Genomic DNA, 15957 nt, shown 5'->3' with positions numbered 1-15957 from the left:
TGAACACTAAACCTGAAGCTTCCGTGACCGAGGTGCCGCAGGCAAGGGGTGAACTGGCAGTCTGTCTGTTCGGCCGAGCCACACACACCGGCACGGCGTCGGGTGCACACCACCCGTCGGCCGAGGTCACGCGGCTTGGCACCGCCGACCAAACAATCGCCGACGCGGTCATCGACACCGCGACACGACCCGTTGGACGACGCTTCTTGACAGGAGTGTCGACAGGACGTCGATCGCCGTTTCACCCCCCAATTCGGATGTGACACCGATCGGACTCACGGATGAAGCAGTGATTTCCTGCAGAAGTTATCAGAGCGCTTGCACCAGCGCGACCGCGATCGCGGCCAGACCCTCGCCCCGCCCGGTCAGACCCAGGCCGTCGGTGGTGGTGCCGGAGACGGTCACCGGCGCGCCCGCGGCCTCCGAGAGCACCCGCTGCGCCTCGTCCCGCCGCTTGCCGATCTTCGGGGCCACGCCGATCACCTGGATGGAGATGTTGCCGACGGTGAAGCCGGCCGCACGCACCCGGCGAGCCGCCTCGGCGAGCAACACCACTCCGGCGGTGCCGGACCATTCGGGCCGGTCGGTGCCGAAGTTGGCACCGAGGTCGCCCAGGCCTGCCGCACTGAACAGCGCGTCGCAGGCGGCGTGGGCGGCCACGTCGGCGTCGGAGTGCCCGGCCAGGCCCGGCGTGTCCGGCCAGTGCAGCCCGGCGACCCAGCAGGGGCGCTCGGGGTCGAAGGCGTGCACGTCCGTACCGATACCGACTCTCACCCCCGCACCCTAGAACATCGCCCGCCCTCGGCGTCCGCCCCAGCCGCCCCCGGGCGGGTGCCCGGGTGGGCGCCCGGGTGGGCGCCCGGGGCGGTTCCCGCAGTTTCGGGGAGAGTGCACGAATTCGCCCCATGATTCGCGCACTTTCCCCGAAACTGCGCGATCGCACCCGGGGGTGCGCGGCGCGGGGTCGCGCGGGGTAGGTCAGGTGGAGAGGAGGGCGGCGGCGATGGCCAGGTCGAGGGGGCGGGTGATCTTGAGGGCGTGGTCGGATCCGGGGACGCAGTGGACCGGCAGGCCCAGCCGCTCGACCATGCCGGCGTCGTCGGTGTGCTCCGAGGCCGCCTCCGCATGGGCCTTGGCCAGCACGGCACGGCGGAACCCCTGCGGGGTCTGCACCACTCGCAGGGCGGCCCGGTCGACGGTCTCCAGCACGGTGTCGGTCGCGTCGACCCGCTTTACCGTGTCGACCACGGGCAGCACCGGGATGACCGCGTCGTGACCCGCCCGCACCGCCGCCGCGACGGACTCCACCAGCTCGGGCGGGGTGAGGGCGCGGGCGGCGTCGTGCACCAGCACGATGTCGAGCCCGGCAGGCACCGCCGCCAGGGCGTTCGCCACCGACTGCTGCCGGGTGGCGCCACCGGCCACCACAGTGGCATTCGGCAGCAGTTCACGCACGGCGTCGACCTGGTCGGCCGGGGCAGCCACGACGATCAGCGCCACCGAGGGAGCCTGGGCCAGCCGCGCGCAGGCATGCACCAGCAGCGGCTGCCCGGCCAGCTCACGAAGGGCCTTGGGGACCCCGCCACCCAGGCGCAGACCCTGCCCGGCGGCGGGAACGAGAACCGCGACGTCCCGATGGTGCGGAACGTCGCGGTCTTCGATGTGTGAGGACATTGTCGATGGAACGGTCACGCCTCGGCGAGCACCTTGTCCAGGAGAACCTCAGCCCCGTCCTTGGTGCTCTTCTCAGCGAGCGCGACCTCGCCGACAAGGATGTCCCGAGCCTTGGCAAGCATCCGCTTCTCCCCCGCAGACAGACCGCGCTCCCGCTCGCGGCGCCAGAGGTCACGCACCACCTCAGCCACCTTGAGCGGGTTACCCGAGGCGAGCTTCTCGAGATTCGCCTTGTAACGCCGCGACCAGTTGGTCGGCTCCTCGGTGTGCGGAGCGCGGAGGACGTCGAAAACCTTGGACAGGCCCTCTTCGCCAACCACCTCTCGCACGCCGACGATCTCGGCGTTCTCGGCGGGCACCCGCACCGTCAGGTCACCCTGAGCAACCCGAAGGACGAGGTACAGCTTTTCCTCGCCCTTGATGGTGCGGGTCTCGATAGCCTCGATGAGTGCGGCCCCGTGGTGGGGGTAGACAACGGTCTCGCCGACACTGAAATCCATAGGTACGAAACCCCTTTCGCTGTGTCTAGGGTAACACGGACGTGCCGTGCAGTCCCAGCCCGTCTTGCACAGTTAGCGCAGCTCACCCCCGTTGTGAGCCGTATTTCTTCTGCTTGACACAGCGGCCGGGACTTCGGTGCACTACGCTCAGTGACCGCTTATCCACTCATTGGTGCGACTGATGTCCGTTGTCCGTCTCGTCAACGAGACTCGATCTCCCCTCGATGTTGCCACTGGCGTGATCGGTTCGGACGCGCGACAGTAGAGGGACGCGGTGATACACGCGAGGAGCCGGCGATGGGCACGCTGGGGAACGGACTGCCTGACCTGCCGCCCGAGTGGGGCGAGGTCGTCATTCCCGATGATCCCGCCGAGCTGGCCGAAGAGGCCGTCAAGGTGCGCGCGGAACTCAAGCGGGAAGCACGGGCCCGACGGCGGGCAGCCCGGCGCGCCAACTGGCGCAGACGCTTGCACCTGCCCGAACGCATCGACGACCCCGAGGCTCCGTCACTCGCCCTACCGCTGATCGTGCTCTGCATCGCCGTCGTGATCACTCTGCTCAGCCTGCTGCTCATCGCGTGGCCCGGACTGACCCGGCAGACGCCCCAGCAGCCCCAGCCCGGCCCACCGGTGCCCGGCATCTCCACCCCGGCCTCCACCACCCCGGCCTCCACCACCCCGGGCTCGACCACCCCGGGCGCCACGGCGCCGAGCTGAGCCTGGTCAGTACAACGGGATCCGGTCCACGACGATCGCGCGTACGTACGCCGACCCCGAGCCGCCCAAGGCCTCGAAGGCGAAGGTCCCGCCCACCTTCCCACCCATCAGGTCCATCAGGTACGTGCTGTCGGCGTCGCAGAACATGTCCACGGCCTGCCCGCCCTGCCCCGTGACGCTCACCCGCACCACCGTGTCCCCGGCGCAGGCCATCCGCAGGCTGTATGCGCCCTCCGGCAGGTCGAAGCGGTGCCGCCGGGACTGTCCCGAGACCAGTTCGAAGCCGGTCGACCGTAGGCCCATCCTGTCCGGCAGCAGCGCCAGGACCTGGTCGTCCCACTCCTCCGCCGGGCCGGGCGGCTGGTGCGGGATGATCCGCCAGGCCACGACGGCGGAATCGGCGTTCTCCACCAGCGTGACCACGGTGGCGAGCCCCAAGTCGTGCGGAATGATCAGCGTGCGCCGCTGCCAGCCGAGGTCGCTGGAGCACTGCAGCACCTCGTCCGACGGGGCCTCGCCCGTCTGCGAACGCAGCGTCAGGCGCAGCCTCCCGCCGGGCGCCACGCAGGCCAGGCGCAGTTCGTAGGCCCCCTGAGGCAGCTCGGCCATCCGCTCGTCCGGCTGGCCCTCGCCATCGACGAGCATCGGGTCCAGGACCCCCGCCACCTCACCGGCCTGTCCCTCGGCGAGCACTTCGGGCAGCGTCTGCAGCGCGTCGCGCATCTCGGGCGTCATCGGCGGTGTGGACGGCGCAGGCAGGTGTGCGGCGCTCGGCACCGGCGCCGGGGCGCCGCGGTGCCACCAGTAGCCGCCTGCCCCGAGCAGGATCGCCGTCACCAGGACATAGGCTACGGTCGGTACGCGGCGGGGCTCCATATGCGGCGAGATTACCGATGACGCGCCACACTGGCCAGATGTCACCGCTGCGGTTGCTGCGCGCCTGCCATCCGCTGCCCGCCCTCGCCGTCACCGCGGTCAGCGGGCTGCTCGCCGTCGGGATGGGCCACTCCGTCCGCGACGCCGTCCTGATCGTGGGCACCGTCGGGCTGAGCCAGCTCGCGGTGGGCTGGGCCAACGACGCCATCGATGCCGGACGGGACCAGGCCGTGGGGCGGGCCGACAAGCCACTGGCGGTCGAGCCGGGCGGGCGCCGTACCGTCGCGATCGCGGCCGTGCTGGCCACGGCCGTGACCATCGCCGCCGCCCTGGCCTGGGGCTGGCCCGCCTCGGGCTGGTTCCTGCTCGCCCTGGTCTCGGCCCAGCTGTACAACTGGCCCCTCAAGGGCACCCCGACCTCGATCGTGCCGTACCTGGTCTCCTTCGCCGCGCTGATCGCCTTCATCGGGGCGGCCGGGCCTGGATCACCGGGCGCGCCGGGTTGGCTGGTGCTGGCGGCGGCGCTGCTCACCGGCGCCGCGCACCTGCTCAACGCGGTGCCCGACCTGGCCGACGACGCGGCCACCGGGGTGCGCGGCCTGCCGCAGCGCCTCGGCGCCCGGCGCAGCCTGCTGCTGGCAACCGTGCTGCTGATCGCCACCATGGTCGTCCTGATCGCCGGGGCGCGCCCGCCGCTGTGGGCCGCGCTGGTGGTTTCGGTCACGGCCGTCGCGATGATTCCCATCGGCCGGTACGCCGCCCCGCGCGCCGCCTTCCGCGCGCTACTCGGCCTCGCCCTGGTGGACGTGCTGGTGCTGGTCGTCGCGGGGGTGCTGTGAACAGCGGCGGGTCGGCTCCAGCCCACCGGGCGGCGGAGATTACGCTGACGCCCGTGACGCGCTCGATCACCATGCTCCTCGCAGGCGGGGCCACCGCCGCCGCCCTGGCTCTGACCGGCTGCAGCGCCGGCATGCAGTCGCAGACCGCCGACCAGGTGGCGGCCGTGCCCGGTGCGGCCGGCGGCTCCATCGAGACCTCGCCCGGCGCCGGCAACGTCGTGGTGCGCGACGCGATGGTCGCCTACCCCGGTCTGCCGGGATACAAGGCCGGGGCGGACGCGCCGCTGCAGCTGCGCATCTTCAACAACACCAAGGACCCGATCACGGTCACCGGCGTCGAGTCGGCCGCCGCGACCTCGGTCGAGCTGACCTCGGCCGGTGCCGGGAAGACCACGCCGAGCGCCGAGGCCTCGCCCTCGGCGGCCGCGTCGGCTTCGGCGTCCGCCAAGCCCTCGGCTTCCGCGTCGGCTTCGGCCGCCGCCTCGCCGAGCCCCAGCCCGAGCCCGGCCGCTCCGGCGTCGACCGAGAAGATCACCATCGCGCCGTTCGGCTACGTCGAGCTGATCCCCACGGGCAAGCAGTTCTTCGTGCTGAAGGGCCTGAAGGCCGCGCTGGCCAACGGGGCGTCGGTGCCACTGACGATCAAGCTGTCCAACGGGCAGTCCATCGTCATCCCGGCCGTGCCGGTGGCCACCCCGCTGGACCCGATGCCGCGCAGCCCGATCCCCCTGCCCGAGGGCGAGGGGGAGGTCGTGACCCCCGGCGAAGGCCACTGACAGCACCCTGTCGCAGCCACCCGGTAGGTTCATCGGCGTGACTGCGCGCAGCACCACGACGAAGACGGCCAAGCCCGCACGCCCCGGGTACGAATGCGACGCGTGCGGGCATCAGCCGCCCAAATGGGTCGGCCGCTGCCCCGAGTGCGGCGAGTGGGGCTCCGTCGTGGAGTCTTCCGTCGGGCCGGCGCTGGGCGCCATGCGTACCGTCGCGCCCCGTTCTCCCGGTGAACCCGCCCGGCCCATCGCCACCATCAGCGCCGAACCGGCCCGTGCCGTCGCCACCGGCGTCGGCGAACTCGACCGTGTGCTCGGCGGCGGCCTGGTCCCCGGCGCGGTGGTGCTGCTCGCGGGCGAGCCCGGCGTGGGCAAGTCGACCCTGCTGCTCGACGTGGCCCAGCAATGGGCCGCCGGCGCGGGCAGCAACTCACTGATCGTCAGCGGCGAGGAGTCGGTCTCCCAGGTCCGGCTGCGCGCCGAGCGCATGAACACCCTGCACGAGCGGCTGTACCTGGCCGCCGAGACCGACCTCGGGGCGGTGCTCGGCCACCTGGACGCGGTCAAGCCGGGTCTGCTGGTGCTCGACTCGGTGCAGACCATCGCGATGCCGGGCAGCGACGGCGTGCCCGGCGGCGTCACCCAGGTCCGCGCGGTCACCGCCGCGATCATCGCGGTGGCCAAGGAGCGCAACATCGCCACCGTCCTGGTGGGGCACGTCACCAAGGACGGCAACGTGGCGGGCCCGCGCGTGCTGGAGCACCTGGTCGACGTGGTGCTGCACTTCGAGGGCGACAAGCACTCGTCGCTGCGGCTGGTGCGCGGTCTGAAGAATCGGTTCGGCGCGGCCGACGAGGTCGGCTGTTTCGAGATGACCGAGAGCGGCATCTCCTCCCTGCCCGACCCGTCCGGGCTGTTCCTGACCCGGTATGCCGAGCCGGTGCCCGGCACCTGCGTCACCGTCGCCATGGAGGGCCGCCGGGCCCTGGTCACCGAGGTGCAGGCCCTGATCGGGGCGACCATGGCCGGTTCGCCCCGGCGCACCGTGTCCGGCCTCGACTCCGCCCGGCTGGCCATGGTGCTGGCGGTGCTGGAGCGGCGTACCGAGCGGATGTCGCTGCACGACAAGGAGGTCTTCGCGGCCACGGTCGGCGGCATCCGGGTGATCGAGCCCGCGGCCGACCTCGCCGTGGCGCTGGCGGTGGCCTCGGCCGGGTTGAACTTGGCGTTGGCGCCCCGGCTGGTCGCGATCGGCGAGGTGGGGCTGACCGGCGAGGTGCGTCGCATCGGCGCGGTGCCCCGGCGGCTGGCCGAGGCGGCCCGGCTGGGGTTCCAGTACGCGTTGGTGCCGCCCGGCTGCGGTCCCGTCGCCACCGGCGTGGCGGCGCCGGGCATCCGGGTCGAAGAGGTGTCCGATCTGCGTACGGCACTGCATTGGGCTGCCCGGATGTCCGCTGAGTGACGGTGGCACCACGGGCCGCCAAGCGTTCCCGCAGGACCCCACTAGACTGTGCCCGTGCCGATCGATCGCGACAACACCTGGAACACCGCCGCCGTCGGCGGTGATCCATTGCGCGCCACCCTGGCACGGGTCGCCCCCGGCACGCCGCTGCGCGACAGCCTGGAGCGCATCCTGCGGGGCCGCACCGGAGCTCTCATCGTCCTCGGATACGACAAGGTCGTGGAGACCGTGTGCACGGGCGGCTTCCCGCTCGACGTCGAGTTCTCCGCGACGCGCCTGCGTGAGCTGTGCAAGATGGACGGGGCGGTCGTGCTGTCGGCCGACGGCGCCCGCATCCTGCGCGCCGCCGTGCACCTGATGCCGGACGCGTCCATCCCGACCGAGGAGTCGGGCACCCGCCACCGCACCGCCGAGCGGGTTTCCAAGCAGACCGGCTACCCGGTGATCTCGGTCAGCCAGTCGATGCACATCATCGGCGTCTACGTCGCCGGGCAGCGGCACGCGCTGGACGACTCCGGGCAGATCCTGTCCCGGGCCAACCAGGCCCTGGCCACGCTGGAGCGATACAAGCTGCGCCTGGACGAGGTCAGCGGCACCCTGTCCGCGCTGGAGATCGAGGACCTGGTCACCGTGCGCGATGCGCTGGCGGTGGTGCAGCGGCTGGAGATGGTGCGCCGCATCTCCGACGAGATCGCCGGCTACGTCGTGGAGCTGGGCACCGACGGCCGCCTGCTGTCACTGCAGCTCGACGAGATGATGGCCGGGGTCGACGCCGACCGCACCCTGGTCATCCGCGACTACCTGCCCCAGGCACGCCGAGCCCGCACCGTCGACGAGGCCCTGGTCGAGCTGGACATGCTGTCGGCCAGCGAGCTGATCGACCTGGTCTCGGTGGCCAAGTCGATGGGCTACCCGGCCACCACCGAGGCTCTGGACGCCGCGGTCAGCCCGCGCGGGTTCCGGCTACTGGCCCGGGTGCCGCGCCTGCCCGGCGCGATAGTGGACCGGCTGGTCGACCACTTCGGCAGCCTGCAGCGGCTGCTCGGAGCGACCGTGGAGGACCTGCAGGCCGTGGACGGCGTCGGCGACGCCCGCGCCCGCGGCGTACGCGAGGGGCTGTCCCGGCTGGCCGAGACCTCGATCCTGGAACGCTACGTCTAGGAGCTTTGCGATAGCGGCCGCTCGGTGGCTTCCGCAGCGCAGCGGAGGATGCCGCCGATTAAGGCCGCGACAGCAAAGCGACCCAGGAACACGGTCAGCTTTGCGGTAGCGCCGCTCGGTGGTATCCGCAGCGCAGCGGAGGATGCCGCCGATTAAGGCCGCGAGAGCAAAGCGACCCAGGAACACGGTCAGCTTTGCGGTAGCGGCCGCTCGGTGGCTTCCGCAGCGCAGCGGAGGATGCCGCCGATTAAGGCCGCGAGAGCAAAGCGACCCAGGAACACGGTCAGCTCAGCTTGAGCGTGACCGCGTGGCTGATGGCGGTGCCGACCCGGCCGAACAGCTGGTAGTCCCCGGCGTCGGGGACCGGGCCGTCCGGCGTGCGCTTCATGGTCTTGGCACAGGCGGTGCTGGCGTGTCCGTTCCAGATCACCGTGTACGCCCGCTCGTGGTTGGGCGGGAACTGTCGCACCTCGTGCCCGCGCGGGCCGCCGCAGTCGTCGGAGGACCAGACCTTGGTCGTCCCGTCGAGGATGCGCAGCTCCTGCAGGTCGGCGCCGACATCGCGCAGGCAGGTGCGCTTGCCCACATTCTTGATCAGCAGGGTGATGTACAGCTCCGCACCGCGCTTGAGCGAGGTCTGCGCGGGCTTCGCCGTCACCTTGATCTCGTCGTCGCCGCACTGCCCCGGGTCGGTCACGAGCGAGGGCGACGGGCTGGGCGACAGCTCCGACGCGGGCACGATGGTGTCGTCGGTCGGGCTGGGCGACGGCTCGGGGCTGGGCGACTGCGCGAGGCTCGGCTCGGGTGAGACGGTCGCGGCGGCGTTGTTCTGCGCGCCGCCGCTGCTGGTGCCGCGCACCACCAGCGAGATCATGAGGACGGCGAGGAGCACCGCGCCGAGCACTATCGCTCGGCGACGCCAGTAGACGGCGGCGGGCAGAGGACCCACTATCAGTCTCATGATGTGCTCACGCTAGCGCCCTCGATCACGACACGCCCTGCGCGACACGCCTGGCCGCGTCACAGATAGGTTTTGCGCTGGTAGATCGCGTGCGCGCCGCTCACCTTGTCCAAAAACAGCAGTCCGTCGCAGTGGTCGATCTCGTGCTGCAGCGCCCGCGCCTCGAACGCGTCCGTGGTGATGGTGACCTTGCGCCCGGTGCCGGGGAGCTCGCCGGTGACCACGATCCGCCCGGCCCGCTTCACATCACCGGTGAGGTCGGGCACGGACATGCAGCCCTCCCGCCCCGGCCGCCACCGGCTGGCCTCCACGATCACGGCATTGGCCAGCACGAACACGCCGTGCGTGGTGATCGTCTTCGGGTGCGTGGTGACGTCCAGGGCGAACAGCTGCGCGCTCACGCCGACCTGCGGTGCGGCCAGGCCGACGCAGCCCGGCGAGATCCGCATGGTGGCGACCAGGTCGGCCGCGAGCGCGACGATCTCGGGCGCGGTCGGGTCGACCTGCGGCCCCGGCCGGCTGAGCACCGGGGCGGGAGCGGTGACGACGGGCAGCACCCGGCCCTCACCCAGGGATGCCAGATCCCAGCCCTCGATGGCGGCGCTGACGCGCTGGTCCTGCTCGCTCATAAGACGTCCGCCCCCGCCGGGCGGAGATTGACCTCGACCCCGAGCTCGTCGGCGACCTGCGCCAGCTGCTCGGTCAGCGGTCCGGGCACGCCCACGGGCAGGTCCACCTCGGCCACGAGCAGGTACAGCGGACCGACCAGGCGGGTGGACAGATCGGTGACGTTGCCGCCCGCGTCCGCGACGACCCGGGTCACCGCGGCGACGATGCCGAGCCGGTCGGCGCCGTGCACGCTGAGCAGGTAGGGCAGGCCGCCGTTGGTGGTGGCCTCGTCCGGACCGACGTCGCGCACCGTCACCAGCAGCTGGCCGTCGGCGGACAGATGGCTCAGCGCCGCTTCGACCTGTTCGGCCGGCGCCGGCGCGGTGCAGATCAGCGTCATCGCGAAGTGCCCGCGCAGCCGGGTCATGGTCGAGTCGGTGAGGTTGGCGCCGAGCTTCGCCAGCGCCTCCGCGACGTCGGCGACGATCCCGGTGCGATCCGGCCCGATCACGGTGACGGCGAGTTCCACTCCGGAGCCGTTCATGCCGCCGCCTCCCCGCGCTCCACGCGGCCGGCGCCCCTGCGCGAGCCGACACCGCCAGGCACCGGAACTACCTGCAACATGATTCGCTCACTGCGCCCACTCATGCCGTGATTGTGCCGCAGTAGGGTGAGCGTCATGTCCGAAGTCGCCGCGCTGACCACAGCTTGGTACGACGCCAACGCGCGTGACCTGCCCTGGCGCGCCCCGGATGTGGGAGCCTGGCCCATCCTGATCAGCGAGGTCATGCTCCAGCAGACCCCCGTGGTACGGGTGCTGCCCGTGTGGCACGAGTGGGTGGCGCGCTGGCCCGCCCCGGCCGACCTGGCCGCCGACGAAGCCGGTGCGGCGATCCGGGCCTGGGGCCGGTTGGGCTACCCGCGCCGGGCGATGCGGCTGCACGCGTGCGCCGGCGCACTGGTGCAGCGCCACGGCGGCGTGGTCCCGCAGCGGCTGGACCAGATGCTCGCCCTGCCCGGGGTGGGCGACTACACCGCCCGCGCGGTGTTGGCGTTCGCGTACGGGCAGCGGCATCCGGTGGTGGACACCAACGTGCGCCGGGTGGCGGCACGCGCGGTGCTCGGTAGGGCCGACGCCGGAGCGGCCACCACCCCGGCGGACCTGAGTCTGGTGGAGACGCTGCTGCCGCCCGAGGCTCCGGCGGCGGCTCGGGCCAGTGCCGCGCTGATGGAGCTGGGGGCGGTGCTGTGCACCGCCCGTACCCCCCGCTGCGGCGACTGCCCGCTGCGCGAGCTCTGCGCCTGGCGCCGGACCGGCCTGCCGCTGCCGGAGGGCCCGTCGCGCAAGCCGCAGCGATACGCGGGAACCGACCGTCAGGTGCGCGGCCTGCTGCTGGCGGTGCTGCGCGGCAGCGCCGGTCCGGTGCCCCGGCCGGACCTCGACGCGGTATGGCCCCACGACGAGCAGCGCGAACGCGCCCTGGCCAGCCTGCTCACCGACGGTCTGGTGGTCCGGCGGCGCGAGCGCTACGCCCTGCCCGCCGGATCCGCCGATATCTGACCGGATCTTGCCGCTATCCCGCCACCAGCGGGGGGTTGTTTCTCGGCGTTCGCTGGATAGAGTCCGGGCGTGGCATCCACCCCCGCTCGCCGCGTCCTTGCCGTGCTCCCGTTACTGGCTGTGCTCACACTGAACGCCTGCGACAAAGCCGACCCGCCGACCTTCGCCGGACCGGCCACGCCCAGCGCGAGCCCTTCGGACATGGCCTCGCCCACCCCCTCGGTCACGCCCTCGCCGACCCCGTCGCCGAAGCCGGTCGTCAGCCCGAAGGGGCCGAAGACCCTGGACTGGTACATGTCCCAGGTGCCGCACTTCCCGGACGCGCCCGAGCCGAAGCGGGTCCACGTGACGGAGAGCAGCTCGTCGGTGTTCTGGTTCCGGGTGCCGACCGAGCAGAAGGTCGCCTTCATCACCATCGACGACGGGGCGCTGTCGCGGCCGTCGATGGTGCCGGAGTTCATCCGGCAGGCGGGCATCCCGGTCACCATGTTCCTGAACTCGCCCGCCGCGACGAGGTACACCGACTACTTCAAGGCGATCGAGGACGCGGGCGGCGTGGTGGAGAACCACACGATCACGCACACCTCGCTCAAGGGGAAGTCGTACGACTTCCAGAAGCACGAGATCTGTGGGTCGGCCGACAAGTTGGAGCAGCTGTTCGGCAAGCGCCCGACGCTGTTCCGGCCGCCCTTCGGCGAGCGCGACAAGACCACGCTGCGGGCCGCGCAGGACTGCGGCATGCACGCCTCGTTCTACTGGACGCAGACCGTCGACAAGGGCATCGTGCGCTACCAGACCGCCCAGAAGGTGGTGAAGCCCGGTGACGTGCTGCTCATGCACTTCCGCCCGGCGCTGATGGACGACCTGCTGGCGGCGCTGAAGGCGATCTACCGGTCCGGGCTGACCCCGGCGCTGCTGGAGGACTACGTCGACTTCGACGCCCGCTGACACATACGAGAAGAGGGGCACCGCTCGCGCGGTGCCCCTCTTCTTTGACTACGTCACGCGGCTGCGGCGGGCTCTGCCGGAGCCTCGGGCGCCGCCTCGGCCGGAACGGCCCGCTGCGACGCGACGAAGGTCAGCTTCGCGGTCTCCACCTGCTCCGGGTCGCCCTCGCAGTCGACCAGCACGTGCTGGCCCGGCTTGAGCTCCTGGAACAGGATGCGCTCGCTCAGCGTGTCCTCCAGCTCGCGCTGGATGGTCCGGCGCAGCGGCCGGGCACCCAGGACCGGGTCGAAGCCCTTCTTCGCCAGGTAACGCTTGGCGTTGTCGGTCAGCTCCAGGCCCATGTCCTTGTTGCGCAGCTGGGTCTCGATCCGCTTGATCATGATGTCGACGATCGAGAGGATCTCCACCTCGGTCAGCTGGTGGAAGACGATGGTGTCGTCGATACGGTTCAGGAACTCCGGGCGGAAGTGCTGCTTCAGCTCGTCGTTGACCTTGACCTTCATCCGCTCGTAGTTCGACTCGGCGTCCTCGGACTTCTGGAAGCCCAGCGACACGGCCTTGGCCACGTCACGGGTGCCCAGGTTGGTGGTCAGGATGATCACCGTGTTCTTGAAGTCCACGATGCGGCCCTGGCCGTCGGTCAGGCGACCGTCCTCCAGGATCTGCAGCAGCGTGTTGAACACGTCCGGGTGGGCCTTCTCGATCTCGTCGAAGAGCACCACGGAGAACGGCCGACGGCGCACCTTCTCGGTGAGCTGGCCGCCCTCGTCGTAACCGACGTACCCGGGCGGGGCACCGACGAGGCGGGACACCGTGTACCGGTCGTGGAACTCGGACATGTCGAGCTGGATCAGCGCGTCCTCGCTGCCGAACAGGAACTCTGCCAGCGCCTTGGACAGCTCGGTCTTACCGATACCCGAGGGACCGGCGAAGATGAACGAGCCCGAGGGGCGCTTGGGGTCCTTCAGACCGGCCCGCGTACGGCGGATCGCCTTGGAGACGGCCTTGACCGCGTCGATCTGGCCGACGACCCGCTTGTGCAGCTCGTCCTCCATGCGCAGCAGGCGGGAGGTCTCCTCCTCGGTCAGCTTGTACACCGGGATGCCGGTCCAGTTGGCCAGGACCTCGGCGATCTGCTCGTCGTCGACCTCGCTGACGACGTCCAGGTCACCGGCCTTCCACTGCTTCTCCCGCTCGCCCTTCTGGCCGAGCAGCTGCTTCTCCTTGTCGCGCAGCTGCGCGGCGCGCTCGAAGTCCTGCGCGTCGATCGCGGACTCCTTGTCGCGGCGCACCTGGGCGATCTTCTCGTCGAAGTCGCGCAGGTCCGGCGGCGCGGTCATCCGGCGGATGCGCATCCGGGCACCGGCCTCGTCGATCAGGTCGATCGCCTTGTCCGGCAGGAAGCGGTCGGAGATGTACCGGTCGGCCAGGTTCGCCGCCGCGACCAGGGCCGCGTCGGTGATGGTGACCCGGTGGTGCGCCTCGTAGCGGTCACGCAGACCCTTGAGCATCTCGATGGTGTGCGCCACCGAGGGCTCGCCGACCTGGATCGGCTGGAAGCGCCGCTCCAGCGCCGCGTCCTTCTCCAGGTGCTTGCGGTATTCGTCGAGCGTGGTCGCGCCGATGGTCTGCAGCTCGCCGCGGGCCAGCATCGGCTTGAGGATGCTGGCGGCGTCGATCGCGCCCTCGGCGGCGCCCGCGCCGACCAGAGTGTGGATCTCGTCGATGAAGAGGATGATGTCGCCGCGGGTGCGGATCTCCTTGAGCACCTTCTTCAGACGCTCCTCGAAGTCACCGCGGTAGCGCGAACCGGCCACCAGGGCGCCGAGGTCAAGCGTGTACAGCTGCTTGTCCTTCAGCGTCTCCGGCACCTCGCCCTTGACGATCTTCTGGGCCAGGCCCTCGACGACGGTCGTCTTGCCGACGCCGGGCTCGCCGATCAGCACCGGGTTGTTCTTGGTGCGGCGGGACAGCACCTGCATGACCCGCTCGATCTCCTTCTCCCGGCCGATCACGGGGTCGAGCTTGCCCTCCCGTGCCGACTGGGTCAGGTTGCGACCGAACTGGTCCAGCACCAGGCTGGTGGACGGGGCCGCCTCGCCGGTGGCGGTGCCCGCGGCAGCCGGCTCCTTGCCGCCCTGGTAGCCCGAGAGCAGCTGGATCACCTGCTGGCGCACGCGGTTGAGGTCGGCGCCGAGCTTCACCAGCACCTGGGCGGCGACACCCTCACCCTCGCGGATGAGGCCGAGCAGGATGTGCTCGGTGCCGATGTAGTTGTGGCCGAGCTGCAGCGCCTCACGCAGCGACAGCTCCAGCACCTTCTTGGCCCGCGGCGTGAACGGGATGTGCCCGCTCGGCGCCTGCTGGCCCTGGCCGATGATCTCCTCTACCTGCTGGCGCACACCTTCGAGCGAGATGCCGAGACTCTCCAGCGCCTTCGCCGCGACGCCCTCACCCTCGTGGATGAGGCCGAGCAGGATGTGCTCCGTGCCGATGTAGTTGTGGTTGAGCATCCGGGCCTCTTCTTGGGCCAGGACGACCACCCGACGCGCCCGGTCGGTGAACCGCTCGAACATTCCCGCTCCTCACCTACGCCTCAGTTCCTCGACCTCCACCTGGAGGTGCGGGGCGGCGAAGCTGTTTCACTCACTCTAACGCCAGACCCCGACGGTGTCGGCCCACCGAAAACGGTCGTCGGGTCACCGTTGGGTAACCGTAACGTCGCTCACCGTCGGTCGAAATTCGGATATTCGCGGGCAAACTGCCCGCTATATCGCCGTTGGGGAAGACATCTGAGCCAACCATGCCCGCCCCGGCGCTGTTCCGCATCCACGGGCGCTACGCGCACAGCGAAATATCCGGATCGCTGCCGGAGCCCGCGGCCACCCGAGCCGGGGGCGGACAGCACAAAGCGGTACAACACGAAAGGTCGTCAGAACCTTCCACGTGTACCGCTCTGGCAGTTACGGACGGCACGTGACCCCGGCCCGGGTCCGCACCGGATGAGATCAGCGCAGGCCCGCCGCGAAGTACTTCTCGATCAGCTTCGCCGGCACGCGGCCCCGGTCGTTGACCTCTTCACCCTGACCCTTGGCCCACTCGCGCACGCGCTGGTTGAAGGCGCGCTGCTCGGCAGCGGTCGGTGCCTTCGCCTTCGCCGCGACCGCCGGACCCCGGCGGCTCGACTCCTTGCGCGCGGCGGCCACGAACGGCGCCAGCGCCAGCGCCAGCTTGTCGTGGTTCGACGGGCCCAGGTCGATCTCGTAGCTGTTTCCTTCGAACCCGAACTTCACGCTGCGGACGTCGCCCTCGGAACCATCGAGGTCGTCCGCCAGCACCACAATCTCGCGCCTGGCCATGCCTTACTTCCTTTCTCGCCGCCCCTGGCCTCCCCGTCAGTCGAGGCGCCGAATTCAACTACGGGAACGCCGACAGGATAGCTTGCACATCGCGCGCCGATCAATTCTGCGTCGCCATTATTGCGCGTCCCGCGAAATGCGTTACATGTCATCCTAGGCCACCCGCCGAGCAAAATCGAAGGTCCGCGCCCCTGACGAGGGGAAATAGAATGCCCTGTCAATTGGGAACGCTCCGACGGAGCATCGCCGGTAACCACGGTCGTACCCGGCACCGACCCGCCGACGACCAGATTCCAGGACACCGCACGGGTTCAAACATCGCCTCGGATCGCCCCCGGCAATTGAGTCGTGACGGCGGGTGAGCAAAACAGTGGGCGGTGCCACCGGCCGGTCGGCGACCAGACCACGCCGACCCCGGACCACCTTCAAAGGGCGCGATCGGGCCTAATTCCGCGACCGTCGGCAATGGCCGCGGTGTCGTGGGCACCACCCCGTACCGCACGGGAACGGGGCGGCC

General features: G+C 70.7%; 16 protein-coding genes. 7 read left to right on the top strand and 9 right to left on the bottom strand.

Features of this window, described 5'->3' with window-relative positions:
- Positions 1-309: 309 nt before the first annotated feature.
- From ispF to KUA19_RS25355, 3 genes are all read right to left on the bottom strand, one after another.
- Entirely contained in the window at positions 310-774 is a 465-nt protein-coding gene (ispF, locus tag KUA19_RS25365) for a 2-C-methyl-D-erythritol 2,4-cyclodiphosphate synthase (protein ID WP_217399673.1), read from the bottom strand.
- A gap of 204 nt (positions 775-978) precedes the next feature.
- The gene (gene ispD, locus KUA19_RS25360) at positions 979-1674 is read right to left on the bottom strand and encodes a 2-C-methyl-D-erythritol 4-phosphate cytidylyltransferase (RefSeq protein ID WP_217399671.1); all 696 of its coding nucleotides are present in this window, start codon (positions 1672-1674) and stop codon (positions 979-981) included.
- A gap of 14 nt (positions 1675-1688) precedes the next feature.
- Positions 1689-2174: a CarD family transcriptional regulator gene (locus KUA19_RS25355; protein ID WP_120317389.1), complete on the bottom strand. Its 486-nt coding sequence runs from the start codon at positions 2172-2174 to the stop codon at positions 1689-1691.
- A 297-nt stretch (positions 2175-2471) separates the two neighbouring features.
- On the opposite strand from KUA19_RS25355, the gene KUA19_RS25350 reads away from it, so the two are divergent.
- Positions 2472-2891 carry a hypothetical protein gene (locus KUA19_RS25350; RefSeq protein WP_217399669.1) on the top strand — a complete coding sequence of 140 codons (420 nt, stop codon included), beginning with the start codon at positions 2472-2474 and terminating at the stop codon, positions 2889-2891.
- A 6-nt stretch (positions 2892-2897) separates the two neighbouring features.
- On the opposite strand, the gene KUA19_RS25345 is transcribed toward KUA19_RS25350, so the two are convergent.
- Complete coding sequence (locus KUA19_RS25345) at positions 2898-3728, bottom strand: DUF6023 family protein (RefSeq protein WP_217399667.1); 831 nt, start codon at positions 3726-3728, stop codon at positions 2898-2900.
- A 77-nt stretch (positions 3729-3805) separates the two neighbouring features.
- Between KUA19_RS25345 and KUA19_RS25340 the strand changes: the two genes are divergently transcribed.
- The 4 genes from KUA19_RS25340 to disA are packed head-to-tail and all read left to right on the top strand — an operon-like array spanning position 3806 to position 8002.
- The gene (locus tag KUA19_RS25340) at positions 3806-4606 is read left to right on the top strand and encodes a UbiA family prenyltransferase (protein WP_217399665.1); all 801 of its coding nucleotides are present in this window, start codon (positions 3806-3808) and stop codon (positions 4604-4606) included.
- Between the two features lie 53 nt (positions 4607-4659).
- Positions 4660-5382 carry a copper chaperone PCu(A)C gene (locus KUA19_RS25335; RefSeq protein WP_217399663.1) on the top strand — a complete coding sequence of 241 codons (723 nt, stop codon included), beginning with the start codon at positions 4660-4662 and terminating at the stop codon, positions 5380-5382.
- Between the two features lie 37 nt (positions 5383-5419).
- Positions 5420-6841, top strand: coding sequence for a DNA repair protein RadA (gene radA, locus KUA19_RS25330; protein ID WP_308167625.1), 1422 nt, complete (start codon positions 5420-5422; stop codon positions 6839-6841).
- 48 nt (positions 6842-6889) lie between these two features.
- Positions 6890-8002, top strand: coding sequence for a DNA integrity scanning diadenylate cyclase DisA (disA, locus tag KUA19_RS25325; protein ID WP_217399661.1), 1113 nt, complete (start codon positions 6890-6892; stop codon positions 8000-8002).
- A gap of 283 nt (positions 8003-8285) precedes the next feature.
- Here the strand turns inward: disA and KUA19_RS25320 are convergent, their stop codons facing one another.
- Genes KUA19_RS25320 through KUA19_RS25310 form a run of 3 tightly spaced genes read right to left on the bottom strand, consistent with a single transcriptional unit; the run spans position 8286 to position 10116 of the window.
- Entirely contained in the window at positions 8286-8963 is a 678-nt protein-coding gene (locus KUA19_RS25320; RefSeq protein WP_217399659.1) for a hypothetical protein, read from the bottom strand.
- Between the two features lie 59 nt (positions 8964-9022).
- A complete protein-coding gene (locus KUA19_RS25315; RefSeq protein ID WP_217399657.1) occupies positions 9023-9592 on the bottom strand; it encodes a peptide deformylase in 570 nt (189 codons plus the stop codon).
- Entirely contained in the window at positions 9589-10116 is a 528-nt protein-coding gene (locus KUA19_RS25310) for a glycine cleavage system transcriptional repressor (RefSeq protein WP_217399655.1), read from the bottom strand. The genes KUA19_RS25315 and KUA19_RS25310 overlap by 4 nt, the downstream gene beginning before the upstream one ends.
- Before the next feature lie 135 nt (positions 10117-10251).
- Between KUA19_RS25310 and KUA19_RS25305 the strand changes: the two genes are divergently transcribed.
- Both KUA19_RS25305 and KUA19_RS25300 read left to right on the top strand, forming a co-directional pair.
- Positions 10252-11133, top strand: a complete 882-nt coding sequence (locus KUA19_RS25305) for an iron-sulfur binding domain-containing protein (protein WP_217399653.1) — start codon at positions 10252-10254, stop codon at positions 11131-11133.
- A 69-nt stretch (positions 11134-11202) separates the two neighbouring features.
- Positions 11203-12081 carry a polysaccharide deacetylase family protein gene (locus KUA19_RS25300; protein ID WP_217399652.1) on the top strand — a complete coding sequence of 293 codons (879 nt, stop codon included), beginning with the start codon at positions 11203-11205 and terminating at the stop codon, positions 12079-12081.
- A gap of 53 nt (positions 12082-12134) precedes the next feature.
- On the opposite strand, the gene KUA19_RS25295 is transcribed toward KUA19_RS25300, so the two are convergent.
- A complete protein-coding gene (locus KUA19_RS25295; protein WP_217399650.1) occupies positions 12135-14657 on the bottom strand; it encodes an ATP-dependent Clp protease ATP-binding subunit in 2523 nt (840 codons plus the stop codon).
- A 432-nt stretch (positions 14658-15089) separates the two neighbouring features.
- Positions 15090-15440, bottom strand: coding sequence for a histone-like nucleoid-structuring protein Lsr2 (locus KUA19_RS25290; protein ID WP_217399648.1), 351 nt, complete (start codon positions 15438-15440; stop codon positions 15090-15092).
- Positions 15441-15957 lie beyond the last annotated feature (517 nt).

It is taken from the genome of Catellatospora tritici (assembly GCF_019083965.1).
Classification (GTDB): Bacteria; Actinomycetota; Actinomycetes; order Mycobacteriales; family Micromonosporaceae; genus Catellatospora; species Catellatospora tritici.
Note: the sequence above shows the minus strand (reverse complement) of the source record. Positions and strands in the feature narration are given on the sequence as shown.

Bases quoted from the DNA above. Each gene is read 5' to 3' on its own strand.
- KUA19_RS25315 (WP_217399657.1), bottom strand. From the start codon at position 9,592: ATGAGCGAGCAGGACCAGCGCGTCAGCGCCGCCATCGAGGGCTGGGAT.
- KUA19_RS25295 (WP_217399650.1), bottom strand. From the start codon at position 14,657: ATGTTCGAGCGGTTCACCGACCGGGCGCGTCGGGTGGTCGTCCTGGCC.
- KUA19_RS25320 (WP_217399659.1), bottom strand. From the start codon at position 8,963: ATGAGACTGATAGTGGGTCCTCTGCCCGCCGCCGTCTACTGGCGTCGC.
- KUA19_RS25290 (WP_217399648.1), bottom strand. From the start codon at position 15,440: ATGGCCAGGCGCGAGATTGTGGTGCTGGCGGACGACCTCGATGGTTCC.
- KUA19_RS25355 (WP_120317389.1), bottom strand. From the start codon at position 2,174: ATGGATTTCAGTGTCGGCGAGACCGTTGTCTACCCCCACCACGGGGCC.
- KUA19_RS25310 (WP_217399655.1), bottom strand. From the start codon at position 10,116: ATGAACGGCTCCGGAGTGGAACTCGCCGTCACCGTGATCGGGCCGGAT.
- KUA19_RS25340 (WP_217399665.1), top strand. From the start codon at position 3,806: ATGTCACCGCTGCGGTTGCTGCGCGCCTGCCATCCGCTGCCCGCCCTC.
- KUA19_RS25350 (WP_217399669.1), top strand. From the start codon at position 2,472: ATGGGCACGCTGGGGAACGGACTGCCTGACCTGCCGCCCGAGTGGGGC.
- ispD (WP_217399671.1), bottom strand. From the start codon at position 1,674: ATGTCCTCACACATCGAAGACCGCGACGTTCCGCACCATCGGGACGTC.
- KUA19_RS25305 (WP_217399653.1), top strand. From the start codon at position 10,252: ATGTCCGAAGTCGCCGCGCTGACCACAGCTTGGTACGACGCCAACGCG.